This is a genomic window from Streptomyces sp. SA15 (genome assembly GCF_002291145.1).
GTDB lineage: Bacteria > Actinomycetota > Actinomycetes > Streptomycetales > Streptomycetaceae > Streptomyces.
Genome location: NZ_NTGE01000142.1, coordinates 88,812 through 112,111, shown reverse-complemented (window position 1 = coordinate 112,111; position 23,300 = coordinate 88,812). Strand labels below are relative to the sequence as shown.

The following is a 23,300-nucleotide window of genomic DNA, read 5'->3' as shown; positions in this document are numbered from 1 at the left end:
TCACCGCAAGACCTTGTGCACTGTCGCACAATCTCCTCGGGAGGTCCCCTTGCACCGCCGCCGTCGCACCGCGCTCCTCCTCTCTGCCGCGATCGCCGCGGCCCCCCTCCTCACCGCCTGCGGAAACGATGCGCATCCGGGTGCGGCGGCCGTCGTCGGAGGCCAGCGGATCACCGTCTCCCAATTGGAGACCCGGGTGAACGAGGTGCGCGAGGCACAGCGCGCGGCGGTCCCCGACGAGGCACAGTACGAACAGGCCATCGCCAAGACCGGCACCCTCACCCGCGACACCCTGCACAACATGGTCCTCGACCGGGTGCTGCACCGCGCCGCCCAGGACGCGGGGGTGACCGTCAGCCGCAAGGAACTCCAGCAGATGCGCTCCGCCCTGGAGCAGCAGACCGGCGGCGCCGAGGCGCTGGAGGCGGCCTGGCTGCAGGAGTACGGCATCGCCCCCGAGCGTCTCGACGAAAACCTCCGTCTCCAGCTGGAGGCCCAGAAGCTGGCCGCCAAGCTGGGCACCGACACCTCTGATCCCGCCTTCTGGAACACCCTGGCCAAGGCTTCCAAGGACCTCGACGTCGACCTCAACCCGCGCTACGGCAGCTGGGACGTCCAGAAGAGCAGCCGCGTCGACGCGAAGACACCGTGGGTACGGGAGATCACGGCGACGGGGACGCAGCAGACGACGTAGCGGTACGGCGGGGCCATCGTCCGCAGGCACATGCGCGTGCGGGCCCATGCGCGTGCGGGCCCATGCGCGTGCGGGCCCATGCGTGTGCAGGCCCGTGACTCCGTGGACAAGCGTGCCTGTGGACAACCCCGCCTGTGGACAACTCGCGGGGCCGTCGGCGGCGTGCGTTAGCTTCGAATCGTGAACGCAACCAGCCCCGGAGCCACCACCAGCCCCGAAGCCGCCCCCGGCCGTATCGTCCTGCTCACCACCAGCCACCGTGTCGCGCCCGGCCTGCTGTCCTGGCCCGCCTGGCAGGCACTGCACGCCGCCGACCGCGTGCTCTGCGCGGACGGCGCGCACCCGCAGCTGCCGTATCTGCGCGAGGCGGGGATAACCGTCGAGGAGGCGTCGCCGACCGCCGAGGAGCTGGTCGACGTGTGCGCCGGCGGCAGGACCGTGGTCGTCGTGGCGACCGGCGAGGGCGAGCCGGCCCTCACGGACGGCCTGGCGCGCCTCGCGGGCTCCGGCCGCGTCCACATGCCGGAGCTGGAGCTGCTCCCCGCCTCCTACGACCTGCCGGGCGCCCGTCTCCTCGACCTCGTCCAGGTCATGGACCGTATCCGCGCCGAGTGCCCCTGGTCCTCCCAGCAGACCCACAAGGGCCTGGCGAAGTACGGCATCGAGGAGGCGTACGAACTCGTCGAGGCGATCGAGGACGGCGACCGCGACGAACTGCGCGAGGAACTCGGCGACGTCCTCCTCCAGGTCGTCTTCCACGCCCGCATCGCCGAGGAGGACTCCGACACTCCCTTCTCCATCGACGACGTGGCCGGCGGCATCGTCACCAAGCTGATCCACCGCCACCCGCACGTCTTCGGCGACGAGACCGCGACCACCCCCGAGGAGGTCAAGGCGCACTGGCTGCGCACCAAGGCGATGGAGAAGCAGCGCACCTCGGTCACGGACGGCGTCCCCCTCGGCCAGCCGGGCCTCGCGCTCGCGGCGAAGCTGGCGTCGCGGGTGCGGACGGCGGGACTGGAGGTGCCGCTCCCGGCCGGGGAGGGCATCGGGTACGAGTTGCTGGCTCTGGCGGTCCGGGCGGAGGCGGCCGGGGTGGACCCGGAGGCGGCGTTGCGCAGCGCCGCGCGGACCTACCGCGACGCCGTGCGGGCAGCTGAAGGGCTCGAGGAGTGAGCGACCAGCCCGGCCCCACCCCGGCCCCTGCCGACACCCCCACCCCTGACCTCTTCACCTGGGAATTCGCCACCAACCCGTACCCGGCATACGCCTGGCTCCGCGAGCACGCCCCCGTCCACCGGACGAAGCTGCCCAGCGGTGTGGAGGCCTGGCTGGTCACCCGTTACGCCGACGCCAAGCAGGCACTGGCCGACCCACGGCTCTCCAAGAACCCGGCGCATCATGACGAGCCCGCGCACGCCAAGGGCAAAACCGGCATCCCCGGCGAGCGTAAGGCCGAGTTGATGACCCATCTGCTCAACATCGACCCGCCGGACCACACCCGGCTCAGACGGCTCGTCAGCAAGGCCTTCACGCCCCGTCGGGTTGCCGAGTTCGCGCCGCGCGTGCAGGAGTTGACGGACCAACTCATCGATCAGTTCGTGGAGAAGGGGAGCGCCGACCTCATCCACGAGTTCGCCTTCCCGCTCCCCATCTACGCGATCTGCGACCTGCTCGGCGTCCCGCGCGAGGACCAGGACGACTTCCGGGACTGGGCGGGGATGATGATCCGGCACGGCGGAGGCCCGCGCGGAGGCGTGGCGCGGTCGGTGAAGAAGATGCGCGGCTATCTCGCCGACCTCATCCACCGCAAGCGCGAAGCCCTCCCGGAGACCGCCGGTCCCGGCGAGGACCTCATCTCCGGCCTCATCCGCGCCTCCGACCACGGCGAGCACCTGACCGAGAACGAGGCCGCCGCCATGGCCTTCATCCTCCTGTTCGCCGGTTTCGAGACCACCGTGAATCTGATCGGCAACGGCACCTACGCCCTTCTCACCCACCCCGACCAGCGTGCCCGCCTCCAGACGTCCCTGGCGGCCGGCGAACGTGCCCTCCTGGAGACCGGCGTCGAGGAACTCCTGCGCTACGACGGCCCCGTGGAGCTCGCCACCTGGCGGTTCGCCACCCGGCCGCTCACCATCGGCGGGCAGGACATCGCCTCCGGCGACCCCGTCCTCGTCGTCCTGGCCGCCGCGGACCGGGATCCGGAGCGGTTCGCCGACCCCGACGTCCTCGACCTCTCCCGCCGTGACAACCAGCACCTCGGATACGGCCACGGCATCCATTACTGCCTCGGCGCCCCCCTCGCCCGTCTGGAGGGCCAGACCGCTCTCGCCACACTGCTCGCTCGACTCCCCGACCTGCAACTCGCGGTGGATTCAGCCGATTTGCGCTGGAGAGGAGGCCTCATCATGCGCGGGCTGCGCACGTTGCCGGTCGATTTCACGCCCCGTGGTCGACTCCTCTCACCTGCGTAAAGGTGACACGCCCTCAAGTCTGTGATCTTCACGTGATCTGTGCGGCATTAACTTGTGACAAGTGATCGGCTGCCTATACGTTCACGGATCAGCGCGACACCGAGCCCCACCCGTCGCGCCGGTCACAGCTGTCTCGCGAAAGGTATCCGCATGCTCACCGGGAACGGTCGTCACCGTCGCCCCCGCCAGGCTCCGGCACTCCTCGTCGCGGCCGGGGTGACCGGCTCCGCCATCGCGATCCCGCTCCTCGCCGCCACCGGCGCGAGCGCGGCCAGCGGCACGACGTGGGACCAGGTCGCGGACTGCAAGACCGGCGGCTCTTGGAGCGAGAACAACGGCGACGGGAAGTACGGCGGCCTCGAGATCGCCCAGGAGGACTGGGAGCAGTACGGCGGCCTCGACTATGCCGCGCGCGCCGACCAGGCCAGCCGCTCCCAGCAGATAGCCGTCGCCGAGAAGATCCTCGCGGACAAGGGCGTGGGCTACTGGTCCACCTGCGGCCTGCTCAACGGGCTCGACAAGGACTCCGGCTCGGCCGACGTCGACACGGGTGTTGCGGGCGACGCGGGCACGTCGGGCTCGACGGGACTGTCCAACTCGACCGGTTCCTCCGGATCATCCGACTCATCCGGATTGTTCGGCTCGGATTCGTCGGCAGACTCGTCCGCGGACGCCTCCTCTCCTTCGCCGCCCGCGTCACCCACCCCGTCTGACACCCCGTCGGGTCCGTCGAAGACGACGGACGACTCGGCCAAGTCCGACGCATCACCTGAATCCGACTCCGGCTCCGCTGCCTCGCAGGAACCCGACAGCCCCTCCACGGGTGCGACGAATGAGGGTGACTCGGACAACTCCTGGCAAGAGGGCGGATTTTCGGGTCTGGTCGACACCGGAGCCCTCAGCGGCGGCCGCCACCGCGGCGGCACCGCCGACGAGAGCACCGCCGACACCGGCGTCACTGGCAACTCCACCGGCCGCCACGCCGCCCGCGGCGACTCGTACACCGTCCGTCCCGGAGACACTCTCGCGTCCATCGCCGACTCCCTTGGCGTCCAAGGCGGGTGGCGTGCGCTCTACGACGAGAACAAAGAAGTGATCGGTGTCGACCCAAGTCGTATCGTCCCCGGTCAGACCCTGGGCGTCGGTGCCGAATAGGGCGAAAACTGGCGGGAGTTCGCGTCACACTTCGCCACCGAATGTCCGGTTTGGTGAAAGTGTGGGATGAGTCTCAGAAGCCCTGATCGTCTTTGAAATTCGGCGGATCGCGTGTCTACGGTCAGGACCGCTCGCCACCGCGAGCCCCGGCTGCCGCAACGCCGAATCCTGCCAGCGGCCGCATGGGAACAGTCGTCGCGTCAAGCGCCGTAGGCAGGAGCGGGGGACCCAAGGTAAGCGCCGGGTCCGGCAGTTGAGGCCCTTCGGGGGCTCGCGGCCGGCACCGGCTTGGGGTGAAGCCGTGCCGCGCACACACCGTGCGCGACACGACCGGGCAACTCAACCGGCCCGAACCCGACAGCTCACCTCGCAGGCGTCGGTGAGGGGATCCATCCATGCTGTTTTCCGGCAAGGGCAAGCACCGTCGTCCGTCCAAGGCCACTCGCGCCATCGCCATCGCCGGTGTGACCGGCGCGGCCGTCGCCGCCCCGCTGATGGCGGCCGGCAACGCCTCCGCCGCCACCGCCTCCGAGTGGGACACCGTCGCCCAGTGCGAGTCCGGCGGCAACTGGTCCATCAACACCGGCAACGGCTACTACGGCGGTCTGCAGTTCTCCGCCTCCACCTGGGCCGGGTACGGCGGCACCAAGTACGCCTCCACCGCCGACCAGGCCACCAAGGCCCAGCAGATCGAGATCGCCGAGAAGGTCCTCGCGGGCCAGGGCAAGGGTGCCTGGCCGGTCTGCGGCAAGGGTCTGTCGAGCGCCGGCTACAGCGGCGGCTCCTCCTCCGACAGCTCGTCGAGCGACAGCGGCACCAGCACCCGTTCGTCCGAGCAGCAGGCCTCGCGTTCCGCCGAGCGCCCGGCCGCGGAGAAGGCCGAGCGTCCGGCCGCCAAGAAGACCGTCACCACCCCGACCGGCAAGAAGGTCAAGAAGGGCGACGGCGAGTACAAGGTCGTCACGGGCGACACCCTCAGCTCCATCGCCGAGGCGCACGACGTCAAGGGCGGCTGGGAGAAGCTGTTCGAGCTGAACAAGGACATCGTCGAGGACGCCGACCTCATCTTCCCGGGTCAGCAGCTCCACCTGAAGTGACAGCGGGCAGGTAGCTGAACCGCAGCGCCCTCATATACGTGAGCTCCATTGTGAGGCCACGTGAGGGCCACCCCCCGTCCCCACGGGCTCCCCGCCCCGGTGCGTCTCCCCCGTACGCACCGGGGCGGGGTTTTTCATGCCTGCCTTGCCTGTGCGTCCTTATTTGGCGTGCCCTTTGTACGGACTCTTTGTTCCGTTCGGAAACAATTTACTCTCGGTTCTGCCCAACGGGTGGGCGACCGGCTGGCCGATCCCCCGGAGCCGGTTAGGCTCGTCTCGCAGAACCCACCGCGGTCCTGCTGACCCGCGTCACATTGAAGAAGGAGATGCTCGTGCCGTCCATCGACGTCGTCGTAGCCCGGGAAATCCTGGACTCCCGAGGCAATCCCACGGTCGAGGTCGAGGTCGGCCTCGACGACGGCAGCACGGGTCGTGCCGCCGTCCCGTCCGGCGCCTCCACGGGCGCCTTCGAGGCCATCGAGCTCCGCGACGGCGACCCGAACCGCTACCAGGGCAAGGGCGTCGAGAAGGCCGTCCTGGCCGTCATCGAACAGATCGGCCCGGAGCTGGTCGGCTACGACGCCACCGAGCAGCGCCTGATCGACCAGGCGATGTTCGACCTGGACGCCACCGACAACAAGGGCTCCCTCGGCGCCAACGCCATCCTCGGCGTCTCACTCGCCGTCGCCCACGCCGCCTCCGAGGCCAGCGACCTGCCGCTCTTCCGCTACCTGGGCGGCCCGAACGCGCACCTGCTGCCCGTTCCGATGATGAACATCCTGAACGGCGGCTCGCACGCCGACTCCAACGTGGACATCCAGGAGTTCATGATCGCCCCGATCGGCGCGGAGACCTTCTCCGAGGCCCTGCGCTGGGGCACCGAGGTCTACCACACCCTCAAGAAGGTCCTGAAGAGCAAGGGCCTGGCCACCGGCCTCGGCGACGAGGGCGGCTTCGCCCCGAACCTCGGCTCCAACCGAGAGGCCCTCGACCTCATCCTCGAGGCGATCAAGGAGGCCGGCTACACCCCCGGCGAGCAGATCGCCCTCGCGCTCGACGTCGCCGCGTCCGAGTTCTACAAGGACGGCTCCTACCTCTTCGAGGGCAAGACGCGCACGGCCGCCGAGATGACCGAGTACTACGCCGAACTCGTCGAGGCCTACCCGCTCGTCTCCATCGAGGACCCGCTGTTCGAGGACGACTGGGAGGGCTGGAAGACCATCACCGACAAGCTGGGCGACAAGGTCCAGCTCGTCGGCGACGACCTGTTCGTCACCAACCCCGAGCGCCTGGCCCGCGGCATCGAGGATGGCGCCGCCAACGCCCTGCTGGTCAAGGTCAACCAGATCGGCTCGCTGACCGAGACCCTGGACGCCGTCGAGATGGCCCAGCGCAACGGCTTCAAGTGCATGATGTCCCACCGCTCCGGCGAGACCGAGGACGTCACCATCGCCGACCTCGCCGTCGCCACCAACTGCGGCCAGATCAAGACCGGCGCCCCGGCCCGCTCCGAGCGCGTCGCCAAGTACAACCAGCTGCTGCGCATCGAGGAGATCCTCGACGACGCGGCGGTGTACGCGGGCCGCTCCGCCTTCCCGCGGTTTCGCTCTGCGAACCATTAAGCACAGCAAGGGCTGACCCTTACCGGGTTAAGCCTTAGCCAGTCGTACGTACGTCCCCGTACTCGGTCCCGTACCGTGTCCGGGGACGTACGCACGTATGAGGGTGAACGGAGGCGGGACATGGCCGTGAAGGACCGCGACCGTTTCTCCACCGCGACCAGGATCCGGCTGCTCGGCGAGCAGACCGCGGCCCGCGTCTACCGCTCCCAGACCAAACGGCAGGCCCGCCGCTCCCGGCTCACCGGCCGGGCGGCGCTGCTCGCCCTGGTGCTGTGCACGCTGATCGTGGCCATGGCCTATCCCATAAGGCAGTACGTCTCCCAGCGCGCCGAGATCTCCGATCTGCAGCGGGAGAAGGAAGAGGCCGCCGAGCGGGTCGAACGGCTGCGGGACCTCAAGGCACGCTGGCAGGACGACGCGTACGCCGAGCAGCAGATTCGGCAGCGGCTGCACTACGTGATGCCGGGGGAGACGGGGTACATCGTCATCGACCCGGACGCGGCCAAGCAGTCGCGCGCCGACCTCGGGGCGGCCGACCGCCCCTGGTACTCGAACGTCTGGGACGCGGTCGACAAGTCCGACGCCGCCGCCCAGTGAACGGATGACAGAAAGACAGGCATGCATACGCCCCCGCCGCCCACCCCGCGCACCGAGCCCACCGACGCGGACGTCGAGGCCTTCAAGCAGCAGCTCGGGCGTCCGCCGCGCGGCCTGCGCGCCATCGCGCACCGTTGCCCCTGCGGGCAGCCCGACGTCGTCGAGACGGCCCCGCGCCTGCCCGACGGCACGCCCTTCCCGACGCTGTACTACCTGACGTGCCCGAAGGCCTCCTCGGCGATCGGCACGCTGGAGGCGAACGGCGTGATGAAGGAGATGACGGCCCGGCTGGAGAGCGACCCCGTGCTCGCCGCCGCCTACCGTGCCGCGCACGAGGACTACATCCGGCGCCGCGACGAGATCGAGGAGCTCAAGGGCTTTCCGAGCGCGGGCGGCATGCCGGACCGGGTGAAGTGCCTGCACGTCCTGGTCGCCCACTCCCTGGCGGCCGGCCCCGGGGTCAACCCCCTGGGCGACGAGGCGCTGGGGATGCTGCCGGAGTGGTGGCTCAAGGGGACGTGCGTGACGCCGGTCCAGGAAACGTCCGTACAGGAGGGGGAGGCCCAGTGACCCGAGTCGCCGCCATCGACTGCGGTACGAACTCCATCCGTCTCCTCGTCGCCGACGCCGACCCAGTGACCGGTGAACTGGTCGACCTGGACCGCCGTATGACGATCGTCCGTCTCGGCCAGGGCGTCGACCGCACCGGACGTCTGGCCCCCGAGGCGCTGGAGCGCACCTTCGCCGCCTGCCACGAGTACGCGGCGATCATCAAGGAGCACGGCGCGGAGCGCCTGCGTTTCGTAGCGACCTCCGCATCCCGGGACGCCGAGAACCGGGACGAGTTCGTACGAGGTGTGCTGGACATCCTGGGTGTCGAGCCGGAGGTCATCACCGGTGACCAGGAGGCGGAGTTCTCCTTCACCGGTGCCACGAAGGAGCTGACGGGGCGGGAGGACCTGCACCGGCCGTTCCTGGTCGTGGACATCGGCGGAGGTTCGACGGAGTTCGTCGTCGGCGACGACCACGTGCGCGCGGCGCGCTCGGTCGACGTCGGCTGCGTCCGGATGACCGAGCGGCATCTCGTCCGGGACGGGCTCGTCAGCGACCCGCCGTCCGAGGCGCAGATCGCGGCGATGCGGGCGGACATCGAGGCGGCCCTCGACCTCGCCGAGCGGACGGTCCCGCTGCGCGAGGCGCACACGCTGGTGGGCCTGGCGGGCTCGGTCACGACGGTCGCGGCGATCGCGCAGAACCTGCCCGAGTACGACTCGACGGCCATCCACCACTCCCGGATCCCGTACGACGAGGTCCGCGAGATCACCGACCGGCTCCTGCGCTCCACCCACGCCGAGCGCGCCGCCATCCCCTCCATGCACCCGGGCCGCGTCGACGTGATCGCCGCGGGCGCCCTCGTCCTCCTCTCGATCATGGAGCGGATCGGTGCGGAGGAGGTCGTGGTGAGCGAGCACGACATCCTCGACGGGATCGCGTGGTCGGTCTCCTGAGCAGGCTGGACGACGTATGAGCGCGTCCGAGGGGGCCTCGCGGGCCCCTCGGAAACGCGTCGTCGGAAAAGTTCGTGAAGTTCTTCACAAGGAAATCGGCCCGGTAGGAGCACGGGAGGCGCTCGGTTGACCCGTCTGGGGGTCCGATACGCCATTGAACGTGTTCAGAAGGGGTGGGGAAGGGTGCTCCGGGAGGTGCCCGCGAGGGCCCGGCGAGGGTGGCTCACGGGTGGGCCGGTCCGAAAGAGAGGCAGCTCACGCGGCATTGACAACGGCCCGCACTGTACGGTGGGTTCCGGTCGCCGCCATGACCTGGATCAGGCGAGCCGCGGAGAATAGCACACACCCTGCCCGAGCTTGTGAAGGGGCGCACGAGCTACCCCCCTGGAGCGGGTGGATACTCGATGGCATGAGCACCACGGAGCGTCCCAGGATCCTCGTAGTAGGCGGTGGGTACGTAGGCCTGTACGCAGCTCGGCGCATCATGAAGAAGATGCGCTACGGCGAGGCGACCGTCACGGTCGTCGACCCCCGGTCGTACATGACCTACCAGCCCTTCCTTCCCGAAACCGCCGCCGGCAACATCTCCCCCCGACACGTCGTCGTCCCGCTGCGACGCGTGCTCCCGAAGGCGGAGGTCCTCACCGGCCGGGTCACCACCATCGACCAGGACCGCAAGGTCGCCACGATCGCCCCGCTGGTCGGCGAGGCGTACGAGCTGCCCTTCGACTACCTGGTCATCGCGCTCGGCGCGGTCTCCCGCACCTTCCCGATCCCCGGCCTCGCCGAGCAGGGCATCGGCATGAAGGGCATCGAGGAGGCCATCGGCCTGCGCAACCACGTCCTCGAGCAGCTGGACAAGGCCGACTCCACGAACGACGAGGAGATCCGCCGCAAGGCGCTCACCTTCGTCTTCGTCGGCGGTGGCTTCGCGGGTGCGGAGACCATCGGCGAGGTCGAGGACATGGCTCGCGACGCGGCGAAGTACTACAACAACGTCTCCCGCGAGGACATGCGGTTCATCCTCGTCGACGCCGCCGACAAGATCCTGCCCGAGGTCGGCCCCAAGCTCGGCCAGTACGGCAAGGAGCACCTGGAGGCCCGCGGGGTCGAGGTCTACCTCTCCACCTCCATGGACTCCTGCGTCGACGGCCACGTCGTGCTGAAGAACGGCCTCGAGGTCGACTCCAGCACCATCGTCTGGACGGCGGGCGTCAAGCCGAACCCGGCCCTGTCCCGTTACGGCCTCCCGCTCGGCCCCCGCGGCCACGTCGACTGCGAGCCCACGCTCCAGGTCAAGGGCACGGACTACATCTGGGCCGCGGGCGACAACGCCCAGGTTCCGGACCTCATCGGCCGCAAGGCGGGCAACGAGAACGCCTGGTGCCCGCCGAACGCGCAGCACGCGCTGCGGCAGGCGCGGGTCCTCGGTGACAACGTGATCTCCGGTATGCGGGGCTTCCCGCAGAAGGACTACTCGCACGCCAACAAGGGCGCGGTGGCCGGGCTCGGCCTCCACAAGGGCGTCGCGATGATCGTCATGGGCAAGATGAAGATCAAGCTGAAGGGTCGCCTGGCCTGGTACATGCACCGTGGCTACCACGGTCTGGCCATGCCGACCTGGAACCGCAAGATCCGCGTCTTCGCCGACTGGACGCTCGGCATGTTCCTCAAGCGCGAGGTCGTGGCCCTCGGCGCCCTGGAGACTCCGCGCGAGGAGTTCTACGAGGCGGCCAAGCCGGCGCCGGTCGCTGCCGCGAGCAAGGCCGAGGAGAAGCCGAAGGCCGAGCAGGCCAAGGCGTCCTGACGCGGCGCGGTTGAACTGACCGAAGGGCTCCCCGCCATCCGTGGTGCGGGGGGCCTTTCGGCGTTTGACGGTGTCGGTGTGTGTCGGTGTGACCGTCGCTGAGGGCGGCCGCACGGTGAAACGCGCGCCAAACCCCATGCCCCGCGCACGCATTTTGCACAGCCGTAACGCGAACGGGGGACTGCGGCTCAGCCCCGCTGGTGTTTACGTGGTGTTGGACATTCCGGGATCCCCCGTCACGGAGGTGTACGCCATGCCACACGCCGCCTCGCGGCTGAAGAGCCTCGTCGAACAGTTGCTGGGAGCCCCACTCCCGGTGCGCATCCGCGCCTGGGACGGTTCGCAGGCGGGGCCGCCGGGCGCACCGACCCTCGTCGTACGCAACCGCAGGGCCGTACGCCGCCTCCTGTGGAAGCCCGGCGAGCTGGGCCTGGCCCGTGCCTGGGTCGCGGGAGACCTGGACATCGAAGGCGACCTCTACGCCGCCCTCGAGCAGATGGCGGGCCTCGTCTGGGAACGCGGAGAGGACGCCAGGACCCTCACCCAGGCCCTGCGCGACCCCGACGTACGCGCCGCCGTCCGCGGACTGTTCGCACTCGCCGGGCCCCCGATCCCGCCCGCCCCGCCCCGGGAGGAGGTCCGCAGACCCCGCCGCCACCTGCACACCAAGCGCAGCGACAAGCGCGCCATCAGCCACCACTACGACGTCGGCAACGACTTCTACGAGATCGTCCTGGGCCCGAGCATGGTTTACTCCTGCGCCTACTGGCCGGCCCCGGAATCCGAAGGCGGCACCCTCGAGACCGCCCAGCGGGACAAGCTGGAACTCATCTCCCGCAAGCTGGACCTGACCCCCGGCCGGCGCCTGCTGGACGTCGGCTGCGGCTGGGGCTCCATGGCCATCCACGCCGCCCGCGAGCACGGCGTGAGTGTCGTCGGCATCACCCTCTCCCACGAGCAGGCCGCGTACGCCCGTAAGCGCGTCGCCGACGAGGGACTGACCGACCGGGTCGAGATCCGCGTACAGGACTACCGGGACGTCGCCGACGGGCCGTACGACGCGATCTCCTCCATCGGCATGGCCGAACACGTCGGCGCCGACCGGTACCTGGAGTACGCCACCGACCTCCGCCACCTCCTCAAGCCCGGTGGGCGGCTGCTCAACCACCAGATCGCCCGCCGGCCGGAGAGAAACGAATCGGCCTATCAGGTCGATCAGTTCATCGACTCCTACGTCTTCCCCGACGGCGAACTCGCCCCCGTCGGCACCACCGTCACCCAACTCGAACGCGCCGGTTTCGAGGTCCGTGACGTGGAGTCGATCCGCGAGCACTACGCCCTCACCCTGCGCCGCTGGGTCGCCAACCTGGAGGCCGACTGGACCCGGGCCGTGCAGCTGACCAGCCCGGGGCGGGCCCGCGTCTGGCGGCTGTACATGGCTGCCTCCGCCCTCGCCTTCGAGCGCAACCGCATCGGTGTCAACCAGGTCCTCGCCATCAAGACCCCGGAGTCCGGCGACTCGGGGATGCCCCTGCGCTCCCGTACCTGGAACTGAACACAGGCGGAAGGGGCCCGTCGCCGTCCGGCGACGGGCCCCTTGTCGTCGTACCCCTACTCGGACTTGATCGCCGCCAGCATGTTCAGCCGCGCCGCCCGCCGGGCCGGCCAGAGCGCCGCCAGGACGCCCACCGTCGCGGCCAGCAGCAGGAACACGGCCATCCGGGCCCACGGCAGGACCAGTTCGTACGTCGCCATGCGCGTGCCGAGCAGCTCACCGGCCGCCCAGCCGAAGAACACGCCGAGGCCGATGCCCAGCACCCCGCCGAAGAGCGAGATGACCAGGGACTCCAGGCGGACCATCCGCTTGATGCCCTTGCGGTCCAGGCCGATCGCGCGCAGCATGCCGATCTCCTGGGAGCGCTCGAAGACGGACATGGCCAGGGTGTTGATGACGCCGAGGACCGCGACGAGCACCGCCATCGCCAGCAGGCCGTAGACCATGTTCAGCATCAAGGTGAACATCTGCGCGATCTCGTTGGACAGGTCCTTCTTGTCCTGGACCTTGATGGCCGGGTTGGAGCCGAGGGCCTTCTCGATCCGGTCCTTCGTCGCGCTCGACGCCCCGTCGGACGTCTTGACCATGACCCGCATGTCGGCCGGGTCCGTCTGGTGCGGGGAGAGGGCGGCGTTGTCCAGGAGGATCCCCTGGATCATGTCGTTGCCCTCGTAGACCCCGGCGACCGTCAGCTTCTGCTTCTCGCCGTCCTCGTAGTTGACGGTGAAGCTGGAACCCGCCTTCCAGTCGTGCAGCTTGGCGGTGTCGGCGTCCACGACCACCTGCGCGCCACCCACCTTGAAGGAGCCCTCGTCGACCTTCAGTTCGGTCAGCTCGCCGATGGTGCTGCCCGTGACGCCGGTGAGGTACTCGGTCTGGCCGTCGATGCGCGAGGGGGCGTTGCGCAGCGGGCTGGTGGCGGTGACGTCGTCGAGCTGCTTCAGCTTCTTCTCGACGTCCGGCGACAACTCGTTGAAGTTCGCCATGGACACCACGTAGTCCGCCTTGATCGCGGACGCCGCCATCTTGTCGATCGACTTCTGCAGGCTGCCCGCCATCACCGTCATGCCGGTGATCAGGGTGAGGCCGATCATCAGCGCGGAGGCGGTGGCGGCCGTACGACGGGGATTGCGCACCGAGTTCTGGCGGGCCAGCTTGCCCGAGACACCGAACACGCGCAGCACCGGTGCCGCGGCCGCGATCAGCGGGCGGGACAGGAGCGGCGTGAGGATGAAGACGCCGATGATGAGGAGGACCGCGCCGAGGCCCATGGGGGCTTGGCCGTCCGAGCCGGACATCGTCGTCGCCGCGAGGACGACCGCGATGCCCGCTCCCGAGAACAGCGCGCCCAGCGTGTTGCGCAGCACCAGCGACTTGGTCGTCGCCTGCGCGTGCACGCTGCTCATCGCCGCCACCGGCGGGATCTTCGCGGCCCGGCGGCCCGGCAGCCAGGCCGCCAGCATGGTGATGAGGATGCCGACGGCGAGGGCCGTGACGACCGTGCTCGGCGCGATGATCAGCGGTCCGTCCGGGACGGCCGCGTCGAACGTGCCCATCAGCGCCCGCAGTCCCGCACCGATGCCGACACCGGCGGCGAGGCCGGTCACCGCGGCGACCGTGCCGACCACGAACGCCTCGACGAGGACGGACCGGGTGACCTGCCGGCGCGAGGCCCCCACGGCCCGCAGCAGCGCCAGTTCCTTGGTGCGCTGCGCGACCAGCATCGTGAAGGTGTTGGCGATGATGAACGTACCGACGAAGAGCGCGATGCCCGCGAAGACCAGCAGGCCCTGCTTCAGCCCGGACATCTGCGAGGCGATCATCTCGGCCTGGTGGTCGGCGAGTTGCTTGCCGGTCGTGGTCTCCGCGACGTCCTTCGGCAGCGCCTTGTCCAGTTCGGCCTTCAGCGCGGCCTGCGTGACACCGGCCTTCGCCTTGACGGCGATCTCGTCGTACGTGCCCGTCTTGCCGAACAGCTGCTGCGCGGTCGCCGTGTCGAAGAGGGCGAGGCTGCCGCCGGCCGCGACATTGCCGTCGTCGGTGGTGAAGATGCCGACGATCTTCGGGTCGAGGACCGGGCCGTCCACCGAGAGCCGAACGGTGTCGCCGACCTTGTACCCGGTGCGCTCAGCGGTCTCGGAGTCGATGAGGACCTCGTCCGCGCCCTTCGGTGCGTGCCCGCTGACCAGCGGATACCGGGCGTCCTTCGTGCCCCAGTAGTTCCCGCCCTGCGACTGGAAGCCGCCGCCGATCAGCTTGCCGTCCTTGTCGGCGATCGCGGTGAAGCCGTTGACCACGCCGATGGCGGACGCGGCGCCGGGCACCTTGGCGCTCTCGTCGAGCACCGCCTGCGTCAGCTCGGCGGTCTTGCCGAGGGTGTCGCCCCTGTTGGCCTGGGTCTCGGGCTCGACGGCCACGTCGACCTGGTCGAAGCCCTTGGCCGAACTCTTCTGGTAGGCCTCGGAGATGGTGTTGGTGAAGACCAGGGTCCCCGACACGAAGGCCACGCCGAGCATCACGGCGAGCACGGTCATCAGGAGCCGGGCCTTGTGCGCGAGTACGTTGCGCAAGGCGGTACGGAACATGGGTGTTCTTCTCAGTTCTTCTCGTCAGTCCTGGCGGTCCTGGCGGTTTTGGCGGTCCTGATCGGGGGTCAGCTGGTGCGGCCCTTGGCGTCGAACTGCTTCATGCGATCGAGGACCGCGTCGGCGGTCGGCCCGTACACCTCGTCGACGAGCCGCCCGTCCGCCAGGAACACCACCCGGTCCGCGTACGCCGCCGCCACCGGGTCGTGGGTCACCATCACCACGGTCTGTCCCAACTCCCGCACCGAGTTGCGCAGGAAGCCGAGGACCTCGGCGCCCGAGCGCGAGTCGAGGTTTCCGGTCGGCTCGTCGCCGAAGATGATGTCGGGCCGGGAGGCCAGGGCGCGGGCCACGGCGACGCGCTGCTGCTGGCCGCCGGAGAGCTGGGAGGGCCGGTGGCCGAGCCGGTCGGCCAGGCCCACCATCCGGATGACCGAATCCAGCCACTGCTTGTCCGGCTTACGGCCCGCGATGTCCATCGGGAGCGTGATGTTCTCCAGGGCGGTCAGGGTCGGCAGCAGGTTGAACGCCTGGAAGATGAAGCCGATCTTGTCCCGGCGCAGCTTGGTCAGCTGCTTGTCCTTCAGGGACCCGAGCTCGGTGTCGCCGATGCGCACGGAGCCGGAGGAGAAGGTGTCCAGGCCGGCCACGCAGTGCATCAGCGTGGACTTGCCGGACCCGGAGGGGCCCATGATCGCGGTGAACTCGGCCTGCTGGAAGTCGATGGAGACCCGGTCGAGGGCGACCACCTGGGTCTCGCCCTGTCCGTAGATCTTCGACAGATCCGTGGCACGCGCCGCCACGGTGGTGGTCCGGCCGGCGATGGATGCGGTGGTCACGAGAAGAGCACTCCTGTAGGACGTGGGGGGTTGTCGAGGGACGTCATCCATCGTCCTGGCCGCGGACGGCCGTGTAGTCAGCCGCTGTTCCGGTTCCGAAGGGCGACTCACGGCGGACCACTCGCCGCGGTGTCATACCTGGGGATGAGGGGCACCCCTGAGGGGTGGCCGGGCGGAGAACAGGTGGAGCCCCCTCGTTCGGGCGGTGAAATTCCGTCATTCCGCATACACGGCCGAGCGTCGCACGTAAGGCTATTGGCAAGTGCGGATGGCCTGTTCCGTGTGCTGATGCACCCTCAGACATCAATAAAATAAGACAACATCGCTCCGCCTGCCCGCTGTTCGGGGGACGCGTCCCGATAGTCTCGGAACCTCGAAGCGGCGCCCATGGCCTGCCCGGATGGTGGAATGCAGACACGGCGAGCTTAAACCTCGCTGCCCCTTCGCGGGCGTGCCGGTTCAAGTCCGGCTCCGGGCACTTTCGACCCTTTTCCCGGCCGCCTTCGCGGCTCTCGTTCCCTGCACCCTTCATTGAAGAGTTCACCGCACGACCCGTTGACAGCGGGCGGATGCGGTCGGAGACTCACGTCAGGAAGTTGGTGAAGTAAATTTCACCATGCGAACGCCAGGCGAACGAAGTCCCCACCCGAACAGAGCGCCTCCGGGGCGCGAACAGAGAGGCTGGTCGATGCGCACCACCGTCGGCATCATCGGAGCCGGGCCCGCAGGCCTGCTCCTCGCCCGGCTGCTCCACAACGCGGGCATCGACTCCGTCGTCCTGGAGAGCCGCGACCGCGCCTACGTCGAGCATCGGCAGCGGGCCGGAATCCTGGAGCAGGGCACCGTGGACGTGCTGCGCGCGGCCGGCGCCGGGGAGCGCATGGACCGCGAGGGGCTGCGCCACGACGGCATCGAACTCCGGTTCGCCAGGAAGCGCCACCGTGTCGACTTCCCCGCCCTCGCCGACGGCCGGTCGGTGATGGTCTACGCCCAGACCGAGGTCTGCAAGGACCTCATCGCCCTCCAGCTCAAGGAGGGCGGCCCGCTGTTGTTCGAGGCGGAGGCCCTCGCCGTCGAGGACGCCGACACCGACCACCCCCGCGTCCGCTTCCGGCACGGAGACCGCGAGGACGTCCTGGAGTGCGACTACGTCGTCGGCTGCGACGGCTTCTGGGGCGTCGCCCGCCAGGCCGTCCCGTCCGAGCTCACCCAGGTGTTCGAACGTACGTACCCCTTCGGCTGGCTCGGCATCCTCGCCGACGTACCGCCCTCGCACGACGAGCTCGTCTACGCCCGCCACGACCGCGGCTTCGCCCTGCTGTCCATGCGCTCCCCGTCCGTCTCCCGCCTCTACCTCCAGGTGCCGGCCGACACCGACGCCGAGACCTGGAGCGACGAGGCCATCTGGGGGGAGCTGGAGCGCCGCTTCGAGACCGCCGACGGCTGGCGGCTGGAGCGCGGCCCGATCACGCAGAAGTCCGTCACGCCGATGCGTTCCTACGTCCACGAGCCCATGCGGTACGGCCGCCTGTTCCTGGCCGGGGACGCGGCGCACATCGTGCCGCCCACGGGCGCGAAGGGCCTCAACCTCGCCGTCGGGGACGTCGTCACCTTCGCGAGGGCACTGACGTACGAGAAGGAGTCGGGCTCTGCGGAGCTGCTCGACGCCTACTCGGAGACCTGCCTGCGCCGCGTGTGGCAGGCCGAGCGGTTCTCCTACGACATGACGACGCTCCTGCACCGCGCCCCCGACGCCACCCCCTTCGAGGACCGCCTCCAGCTGGCCCGCCTGGAGCGGATCGCCTCCACCCGGGCCGCCGAGACCGACCTGGCCGAGGCGTACACGGGGTTCCCGTTCGAGTGACAGGCGATCAGGTGACGGGCGTGTCGCAGCTTGGTCATGAAGGGGCCCCAGCTCTGCCGGGAATCAAAGGTCCGCGTAGCGTGTTGCGCAGCACGACGAGGGAAAGATCCTCCCCAAGCACTAGGGTCAATCCTTTGCCTACCTATTACTCTTGAGCCAAGGCCACGCAGGGTGGCCATGGAGGAGTGAAATGAGGAGCAGCAACCCGGTCTTCTCGCGACGGGGGTTCAGCCGCGACAACGGCTACGCGGGCTTCAACACCGCGCCGCAGGCCGGGGGCGCAGCTGTAGGCACGCAGGGCAACCCGTATGCGCAGCCGCAGGCGGGCAACCCGTACGCGCAGAACCCGTACGCGCAGCAGGACCTTCAGCACGGCGCACCGCCGCAGGCCCCGGTCACCACCGGCCGCATGACGATGGACGACGTCGTCCTGCGCACCGGCACCACCCTCGGCGTCCTGGTCGTCACGGCCGCGCTCGCCTGGGCGCTGCTGCCGATCGACGACGCGAACATCAGCCGGTCGTACGGCATCGGCATCGGTGCCGCGCTGATCGGCATGGTCCTGGCCTTCGTCCAGTCCTTCAAGCGCAAGGCCTCGCCCGCGCTGATCGTGTCGTACGCCGCGTTCGAGGGCGTCTTCCTCGGCGTCCTGTCCAACATCGTCGACAACCGAATCGCCGACGGTGCGGCCATGCAGGCCGTGATCGGCACCATGGCGGTCTTCGCCGGTGTGCTGGTGGCGTACAAGGCGGGCTGGATCCGCGTCAACCGCCGGTTCGTCGGCTTCGTGATGGCGGCCGCGCTCGGCTTCATCCTGCTGATGATGGTGAACCTGCTGTTCGCGGTCTTCGGCGGCGGTGACGGCCTCGGCTTCCGCAGCGGCCCGCTCGGCGTCATCTTCGGCGTCGTCGGCATCCTGCTCGGCGCGTGCTTCCTCGCCCTGGACTTCAAGCAGGTCGAGGACGGCATCGCCTACGGTGCTCCCCGCGAGGAGGCGTGGCTGGCGGCCTTCGGCCTGACGCTGACGCTGGTGTGGATCTACATGGAGTTCCTCCGGATCATCGCGATCCTCAATAGCAACGACTGACGCGGGGCGCGTGCGCCGGCACGAACCGTGTGAAAGGGCCCCGGGCTTCCTGCCCGGGGCCCTTCGTCGTCGAGACAGTGCGCGCTAGAGGAACTTGCGCGCGGCCCTCCTCAGGTCGTACTCGTGGACGATGGCCTTCGCGTGGCCGTAAGCGAGGTCGTATTCGTGGCGGAGCCAGCTGACCTTTTCCTCGAAGCGGAAGAGAGCCGGGCCTTCTTCGACGGTGCGGAGCCAGTCGGAGACTTCACGACCGGTGCAGTGGGGGATGCGGGCGAGCATGTTGCGATGGGTCTCCTCGGAGAGGACGTGGGACATCGGCGCCTCCGGACGCAAAGGGGATGTAAGCCGGTCCTTCAGGTCACCGTGCCTGAGCGTTCGCCTGTTGGCAACAGTCTCGGTGCGAAGCGTAGGCTCGCGGTGTGGTGGATACGACGGTTCTGACCCGGGCTGTGGATCACTTCGCCGATCGCCTTCGGGCGGCGCCGCAGAGTCGGTTGCAGAGAGGGGCTGCGGCGGAAGCGCTGGAGCTGGCCAGGGAGTTGGCGCGTCGGGCCCAGCTTCTGGAGGCGCCTGGGGTGGAGCCCAGGGTGATGCCGGATGCGGGGATGTTCGCTGCCGCGGATCAGATCACGGTGGCTGTGCACGACTTGGTGACCGTGATTTCGACTGACGCCGAGGTCGAGGATGCGGTGGCCTTGGTTGCTCAGGCGCAGAAGAGGGCGGGGGTCTGAGGTTCGTCTGCCCGTTGCGCTCAGAGCGACGCTATGACCCTGTCCGCCAAGATGTAGACGTTCTCCTCGCCGCACGCGAACGTCAGGGTGTACGCGCCCGAGATGCCCGAGCCGCCCAGCAGTATCGGGGTCTCGCCCGTGCGTAGGGCCGCTGCCAGGCGTTCTGCCGTTTCGCGGTGGCCCGGGGTCATGCACAGGGTTGTGCCGTCGGCGAAGACGTAGACGTCGAGGGTGCCGAGCGGGCCGGGGCGGACGTCGGCCAGTTCGATACGGGATGCGGCCAGTTCCTCCAGCGTGGCGACCGTGCGTTCGTGGTCGTTCACGACCGGTGACGCGACCGGGACGAAGTCGGGGTGGGAGGGGTGGCGTCGGCGGGCCGCGGCCAGTTCCGGGGAGTCGCCGGCGAACTCGTCGGCGTCCGCGCCGGGCTCGGCGACCGGCTCCAGGCCCACGAAATCGGCCTGCCGGGGCAGGAACAGTTCGCTGTCGGGCAGGCCCAGCAGGGAGGGCGCGTCGGTGGCGTCACGGGACTCCTGGGCGGCCCAGAACGCCCGCGCCTCCGCGAGCTCGCGCTCACGTTCCTCGGCGAGCGCCTCGGCCACGGCGGCACGTATCTCATCGACGTCGGCGGGGCGGCGGGCGGCCGGCACGCGGCCCCGCGCGGCCGTGGCGTTGTTCTCGGCGAGCTCGGCTTGCAGGGCGGCGATCTGTCGGCGCAGCACCATGAGGGTGCGCAGGACGGCGACGCCCACGGCGCCCGTTGCGGCCGTGGTGACCAACAAGGCGATCGGCATGGCGCTCACTGACGTAACTCCCGGTTCAAAGTCGACCCCCCGACTTCCTACATCAGCTTGAAGGGTGAACCGACCCGCTGTCAGTGCGTAACGTCACGAAACGGACAGGACTTTGGGCCCGAGGTTTACCGCCGAGGTGGCCCTGACCTGCATGGATCCCCTTTCCAAGGGAGATAGGTCACATCCTGGGGGAGATTGGATCACAAATCGGCCCAGAACCTTGGAGTTTCCCGGGTTCTGGGCCGAGGGTCACGCTGGGTGGAGCGTTGACTACGTCAAGGGGTCAGCTGAGGCGCTCGATGACCATCGCCATGCCCTGGCCGCCGCCGACGCACATCGTCTCCAGGCCGAACTGCTTGTCGTGGAACTGGAGGGAGTTGATGAGCGTGCCGGTGATGCGCGCGCCGGTCATGCCGAAGGGGTGTCCTACGGCGATGGCGCCGCCGTTGACGTTCAGCTTGTCGAGGTCGATGCCGAGCTCGCGGTAGGAGGGGATCACCTGGGCGGCGAAGGCTTCGTTGATCTCGACCAGGTCGATGTCGTCGATGGTGAGGCCCGCGCGGCCCAGGGCCTGCTGGGACGCCTCGACCGGGCCGAGGCCCATGATTTCGGGGGAGAGGGCGGAGACGCCGGTGGAGACGATGCGGGCGAGCGGGGTGAGGCCGAGCTCGCGCGCCTTCGTGTCGCTCATGATGACGACCGCGGCGGCGCCGTCGTTCAGCGGGCAGCAGTTGCCGGCGGTGACGAGGCCGTCGGGGCGGAAGACGGGCTTGAGGCCCGCGACGCCCTCCATGGTGACGCCGGGGCGCGGGCCGTCGTCCTTGCCGACCACCGTGCCGTCGGGGGTCGTGACCGGGGTGATCTCGCGCTCCCAGAAGCCGTTCTTGATCGCTTCCTCGGCGAGGTTCTGCGAGCGGACGCCGAACTCGTCCATGTCCTGGCGGGTGATGCCCTTGGCGCGGGCGAGGTTCTCGGCGGTCTGGCCCATCGCGATGTACGGGTCGGGGACGAGGCCGTCCTCGCGCGGGTCGTGCCAGGTGGTGCCCTCCTGCTGGGCGACCTCGGCGGTGCGGGCCTCGGCCTTGGCGAAGAGGGGATTGTGCGTGTCCGGGAGGCTGTCGGAGTTGCCCTTGGTGAAGCGGGAGACCATCTCGACGCCGGCCGAGATGAAGACGTCGCCCTCGCCGGCCTTGATGGCGTGCAGGGCCATGCGGGAGGTCTGGAGGGAGGAGGAGCAGTACCGGGTGATGGTGCAGCCGGGCAGGTGGTCCATGCCCATCTGTACGGCGACGATACGGCCGAGGTTGTTCCCCTGCTCCCCGCCGGGCAGGCCGCAGCCGAGCATCAGGTCGTCGATGTCCCTCGGGTCCAGCTCGGGGATCTTCGCGAGGGCGGCCTGGATGATCGTGGCGGTCAGGTCGTCCGGGCGGAGGTCCTTGAGGGAGCCCTTGAAGGCACGGCCGATGGGGGAGCGGGCGGTCGAGACGATCACGGCTTCGGGCATCACGGCTCCAGACAAGAAGGGGCGGCGCGTAGCGCCTCGTTGAGGGGCGGTGGTCGGGCGGCGGGTGGGAGTACGGGGGATAGGCGTCGTCGTCTGGGAAGTTACCCGTACGTATGGTCCAGGTCACGCTTGTCGGTGTGTGACCCTGACCGCAGTTTTCTAAGCGCTTGCTTTGTCGTGCTCTCCTTGGGGTGCGGGTCGGTCAGGTCGACGGAGTCGCCGGTGTCGCGTCCGGCTCGGGCACCCGCCGACGACGGCGCCGTTTGAGGAGCGCCCACGGCCCCTTCGGCCCCGTCGGCACCGCCGCCGCGACCTCCGTACCGGCCTCGGACGCGGCCTCCGCCGCCGCTCGGGCCACTGGAAGGAAGCCCTCGCGGCGGGAGGCGTCGGGGCGCTCCTCCTCCGCCGGCCACAGGCCCAGCGCCGCGCAGACCGTCGGCAGGACCGCCATCGCCGCCGTCGCGTACCCCTCCGCCGAGGGGTGGTAGTTGTCCGGGCCGAAGAGCTCACGCGGGTTCGCCGCGAACTCCGGGCCCAACAGGTCGCCCAGCGACACCGTACGGCCGCCCTGCTCGACGGCCCCGATCGTCTGGGCGGCCGCCAGTTGCCGCGAGGCCCGGCGGGCGATCCACCGCAGCGGCTGCTGCACCGGCTCGATCGTGCCCAGGTCGGGGCAGGTGCCGACCACCACCTCCGCACCGGCCGTGCGCAGCCGTCGTACCGCCGCGGACAGATGACGTACCGAGCGCGTCGGCGGCATCCGGTTCGTCACGTCGTTCGCGCCGATCATGATCACGCAGATGTCGGGCACCCGTGTCGGGTCCGCCAGGGTCAGGGCCACCTGGCGGTCCAGGTCGTCCGAGCGGGCCCCGGGGGAGGCGACATTACGGAGTTCCACCGGGCGCTCCGCCACCGCCGCCAGCCCCGACGCCAGCAACGCGCCCGGCGTCTGCCCGGCCCGGTGGACGCCCTGGCCGGCCGCCGTGGAGTCGCCCAGCATCGTCAGCCGCAGAGGTGGTTCGCCGGAGGTGGTGTAGCCATGGCCGTACCGGCCGTCCGCCTGGGGGACGTGCGCCACCGTGCCGTTGCCCACATGGCGCTTGGCCAGCTGCACCTCGGCCAGCAGCAGACCCACGGCCGCCGCGCCCACCAGCCCGATCCCGCCGCCGCCGTACGCCGCGCCGGCCGCGATCCGCCGGGCCACCCTCGCCCTCGACATGCTCGTCATCCGTCGCCGCCACCTCCGCCTAGCCCGTACATCCACTCCTTGCCCCGTACGGACCGTGGCCCAATCCCAGCAGCGAGTGAACGACCGTCATGCGCCGCGTACAGGCCATAGGCTGGCGGAACCACTACGACCACATCTTTTGCAGCATCCGGAGAC

The 23,300-nt window shown here is 69.6% G+C and carries 20 protein-coding genes, 1 tRNA gene and 1 riboswitch; of the genes, 15 read left to right on the top strand and 6 right to left on the bottom strand.

Annotated features, from left to right (window positions below):
- Positions 1-49 precede the first annotated feature (49 nt).
- The 11 genes from CLM62_RS33120 to CLM62_RS33070 all read left to right on the top strand — a co-directional run bounded on the left by CLM62_RS33120 (position 50) and on the right by CLM62_RS33070 (position 12,512).
- Positions 50-694: a SurA N-terminal domain-containing protein gene (locus CLM62_RS33120; RefSeq protein ID WP_095753577.1), complete on the top strand. Its 645-nt coding sequence runs from the start codon at positions 50-52 to the stop codon at positions 692-694.
- Between the two features lie 180 nt (positions 695-874).
- Positions 875-1,870, top strand: a complete 996-nt coding sequence (locus CLM62_RS33115; protein WP_095753576.1) for a nucleoside triphosphate pyrophosphohydrolase — start codon at positions 875-877, stop codon at positions 1,868-1,870.
- Complete coding sequence (locus tag CLM62_RS33110; RefSeq protein ID WP_095753575.1) at positions 1,867-3,171, top strand: cytochrome P450; 1,305 nt, start codon at positions 1,867-1,869, stop codon at positions 3,169-3,171. Before CLM62_RS33115 ends, CLM62_RS33110 begins: the two co-directional genes overlap by 4 nt.
- Positions 3,172-3,321: 150 nt before the next feature.
- Positions 3,322-4,326: a transglycosylase family protein gene (locus CLM62_RS33105; protein ID WP_095753574.1), complete on the top strand. Its 1,005-nt coding sequence runs from the start codon at positions 3,322-3,324 to the stop codon at positions 4,324-4,326.
- A 195-nt stretch (positions 4,327-4,521) separates the two neighbouring features.
- Positions 4,522-4,717, top strand: a riboswitch (cyclic di-AMP (ydaO/yuaA leader).
- Positions 4,718-4,721: 4 nt separating this feature from the next.
- Positions 4,722-5,423 (top strand): transglycosylase family protein, encoded by a 702-nt coding sequence (locus CLM62_RS33100; protein ID WP_095753573.1) that lies wholly within the window; start codon positions 4,722-4,724, stop codon positions 5,421-5,423.
- Between the two features lie 332 nt (positions 5,424-5,755).
- Positions 5,756-7,045, top strand: a complete 1,290-nt coding sequence (eno, locus tag CLM62_RS33095) for a phosphopyruvate hydratase (RefSeq protein ID WP_095753598.1) — start codon at positions 5,756-5,758, stop codon at positions 7,043-7,045.
- 120 nt (positions 7,046-7,165) lie between these two features.
- Positions 7,166-7,642, top strand: coding sequence for a septum formation initiator family protein (locus CLM62_RS33090; protein WP_095753572.1), 477 nt, complete (start codon positions 7,166-7,168; stop codon positions 7,640-7,642).
- A 21-nt stretch (positions 7,643-7,663) separates the two neighbouring features.
- On the top strand, positions 7,664-8,212 hold the full coding sequence (locus CLM62_RS33085) for a DUF501 domain-containing protein (RefSeq protein ID WP_095753571.1): 549 nt from the start codon (positions 7,664-7,666) through the stop codon (positions 8,210-8,212).
- Positions 8,209-9,150, top strand: a complete 942-nt coding sequence (locus tag CLM62_RS33080; protein ID WP_095753570.1) for a Ppx/GppA phosphatase family protein — start codon at positions 8,209-8,211, stop codon at positions 9,148-9,150. Before CLM62_RS33085 ends, CLM62_RS33080 begins: the two co-directional genes overlap by 4 nt.
- A gap of 409 nt (positions 9,151-9,559) precedes the next feature.
- Entirely contained in the window at positions 9,560-10,957 is a 1,398-nt protein-coding gene (locus CLM62_RS33075) for an NAD(P)/FAD-dependent oxidoreductase (RefSeq protein WP_095753569.1), read from the top strand.
- Positions 10,958-11,210: 253 nt separating this feature from the next.
- Complete coding sequence (locus CLM62_RS33070; protein WP_095753568.1) at positions 11,211-12,512, top strand: class I SAM-dependent methyltransferase; 1,302 nt, start codon at positions 11,211-11,213, stop codon at positions 12,510-12,512.
- A 56-nt stretch (positions 12,513-12,568) separates the two neighbouring features.
- Here the strand turns inward: CLM62_RS33070 and CLM62_RS33065 are convergent, their stop codons facing one another.
- Together CLM62_RS33065 and CLM62_RS33060 are read right to left on the bottom strand one after the other, a co-directional pair.
- Positions 12,569-15,097 (bottom strand): ABC transporter permease, encoded by a 2,529-nt coding sequence (locus CLM62_RS33065; protein ID WP_095753567.1) that lies wholly within the window; start codon positions 15,095-15,097, stop codon positions 12,569-12,571.
- Between the two features lie 68 nt (positions 15,098-15,165).
- Positions 15,166-15,936: an ABC transporter ATP-binding protein gene (locus CLM62_RS33060; RefSeq protein WP_095753566.1), complete on the bottom strand. Its 771-nt coding sequence runs from the start codon at positions 15,934-15,936 to the stop codon at positions 15,166-15,168.
- A 394-nt stretch (positions 15,937-16,330) separates the two neighbouring features.
- Here CLM62_RS33060 and CLM62_RS33050 point away from each other — a divergent pair.
- The 3 genes from CLM62_RS33050 (at position 16,331) to CLM62_RS33040 (ending at position 18,887) form a co-directional block, all read left to right on the top strand.
- Positions 16,331-16,414: transfer RNA gene (locus CLM62_RS33050), tRNA-Leu, on the top strand.
- 210 nt (positions 16,415-16,624) lie between these two features.
- Positions 16,625-17,800, top strand: coding sequence for a 4-hydroxybenzoate 3-monooxygenase (locus CLM62_RS33045; protein ID WP_095753565.1), 1,176 nt, complete (start codon positions 16,625-16,627; stop codon positions 17,798-17,800).
- A 190-nt stretch (positions 17,801-17,990) separates the two neighbouring features.
- Entirely contained in the window at positions 17,991-18,887 is an 897-nt protein-coding gene (locus tag CLM62_RS33040) for a Bax inhibitor-1/YccA family protein (RefSeq protein WP_095753564.1), read from the top strand.
- Between the two features lie 84 nt (positions 18,888-18,971).
- Here the strand turns inward: CLM62_RS33040 and CLM62_RS33035 are convergent, their stop codons facing one another.
- Entirely contained in the window at positions 18,972-19,202 is a 231-nt protein-coding gene (locus CLM62_RS33035) for a DUF4287 domain-containing protein (RefSeq protein ID WP_095753563.1), read from the bottom strand.
- A 104-nt stretch (positions 19,203-19,306) separates the two neighbouring features.
- On the opposite strand from CLM62_RS33035, the gene CLM62_RS33030 reads away from it, so the two are divergent.
- A complete protein-coding gene (locus CLM62_RS33030) occupies positions 19,307-19,618 on the top strand; it encodes a hypothetical protein (protein ID WP_179382326.1) in 312 nt (103 codons plus the stop codon).
- A 20-nt stretch (positions 19,619-19,638) separates the two neighbouring features.
- On the opposite strand, the gene CLM62_RS33025 is transcribed toward CLM62_RS33030, so the two are convergent.
- The 3 genes from CLM62_RS33025 to CLM62_RS33015 all read right to left on the bottom strand — a co-directional run bounded on the left by CLM62_RS33025 (position 19,639) and on the right by CLM62_RS33015 (position 23,144).
- Positions 19,639-20,421, bottom strand: a complete 783-nt coding sequence (locus CLM62_RS33025) for a hypothetical protein (protein ID WP_095753562.1) — start codon at positions 20,419-20,421, stop codon at positions 19,639-19,641.
- A gap of 274 nt (positions 20,422-20,695) precedes the next feature.
- A complete protein-coding gene (locus CLM62_RS33020; RefSeq protein ID WP_095753561.1) occupies positions 20,696-21,916 on the bottom strand; it encodes an acetyl-CoA C-acetyltransferase in 1,221 nt (406 codons plus the stop codon).
- A 202-nt stretch (positions 21,917-22,118) separates the two neighbouring features.
- Positions 22,119-23,144 (bottom strand): SGNH/GDSL hydrolase family protein, encoded by a 1,026-nt coding sequence (locus tag CLM62_RS33015; protein WP_095753560.1) that lies wholly within the window; start codon positions 23,142-23,144, stop codon positions 22,119-22,121.
- Positions 23,145-23,300: the final 156 nt, after the last annotated feature.

Excerpts from the sequence above, each read along its gene's own strand:
- CLM62_RS33105 (WP_095753574.1), top strand. The coding sequence starts at position 3,322 with ATGCTCACCGGGAACGGTCGTCACCGTCGCCCCCGCCAGGCTCCGGCA.
- CLM62_RS33100 (WP_095753573.1), top strand. The coding sequence starts at position 4,722 with ATGCTGTTTTCCGGCAAGGGCAAGCACCGTCGTCCGTCCAAGGCCACT.
- CLM62_RS33090 (WP_095753572.1), top strand. The coding sequence starts at position 7,166 with ATGGCCGTGAAGGACCGCGACCGTTTCTCCACCGCGACCAGGATCCGG.
- CLM62_RS33085 (WP_095753571.1), top strand. The coding sequence starts at position 7,664 with ATGCATACGCCCCCGCCGCCCACCCCGCGCACCGAGCCCACCGACGCG.
- CLM62_RS33075 (WP_095753569.1), top strand. The coding sequence starts at position 9,560 with ATGAGCACCACGGAGCGTCCCAGGATCCTCGTAGTAGGCGGTGGGTAC.
- CLM62_RS33070 (WP_095753568.1), top strand. The coding sequence starts at position 11,211 with ATGCCACACGCCGCCTCGCGGCTGAAGAGCCTCGTCGAACAGTTGCTG.
- CLM62_RS33065 (WP_095753567.1), bottom strand. The coding sequence starts at position 15,097 with ATGTTCCGTACCGCCTTGCGCAACGTACTCGCGCACAAGGCCCGGCTC.
- CLM62_RS33045 (WP_095753565.1), top strand. The coding sequence starts at position 16,625 with ATGCGCACCACCGTCGGCATCATCGGAGCCGGGCCCGCAGGCCTGCTC.
- CLM62_RS33040 (WP_095753564.1), top strand. The coding sequence starts at position 17,991 with ATGAGGAGCAGCAACCCGGTCTTCTCGCGACGGGGGTTCAGCCGCGAC.
- CLM62_RS33035 (WP_095753563.1), bottom strand. The coding sequence starts at position 19,202 with ATGTCCCACGTCCTCTCCGAGGAGACCCATCGCAACATGCTCGCCCGC.
- CLM62_RS33020 (WP_095753561.1), bottom strand. The coding sequence starts at position 21,916 with ATGCCCGAAGCCGTGATCGTCTCGACCGCCCGCTCCCCCATCGGCCGT.
- CLM62_RS33015 (WP_095753560.1), bottom strand. The coding sequence starts at position 23,144 with ATGACGAGCATGTCGAGGGCGAGGGTGGCCCGGCGGATCGCGGCCGGC.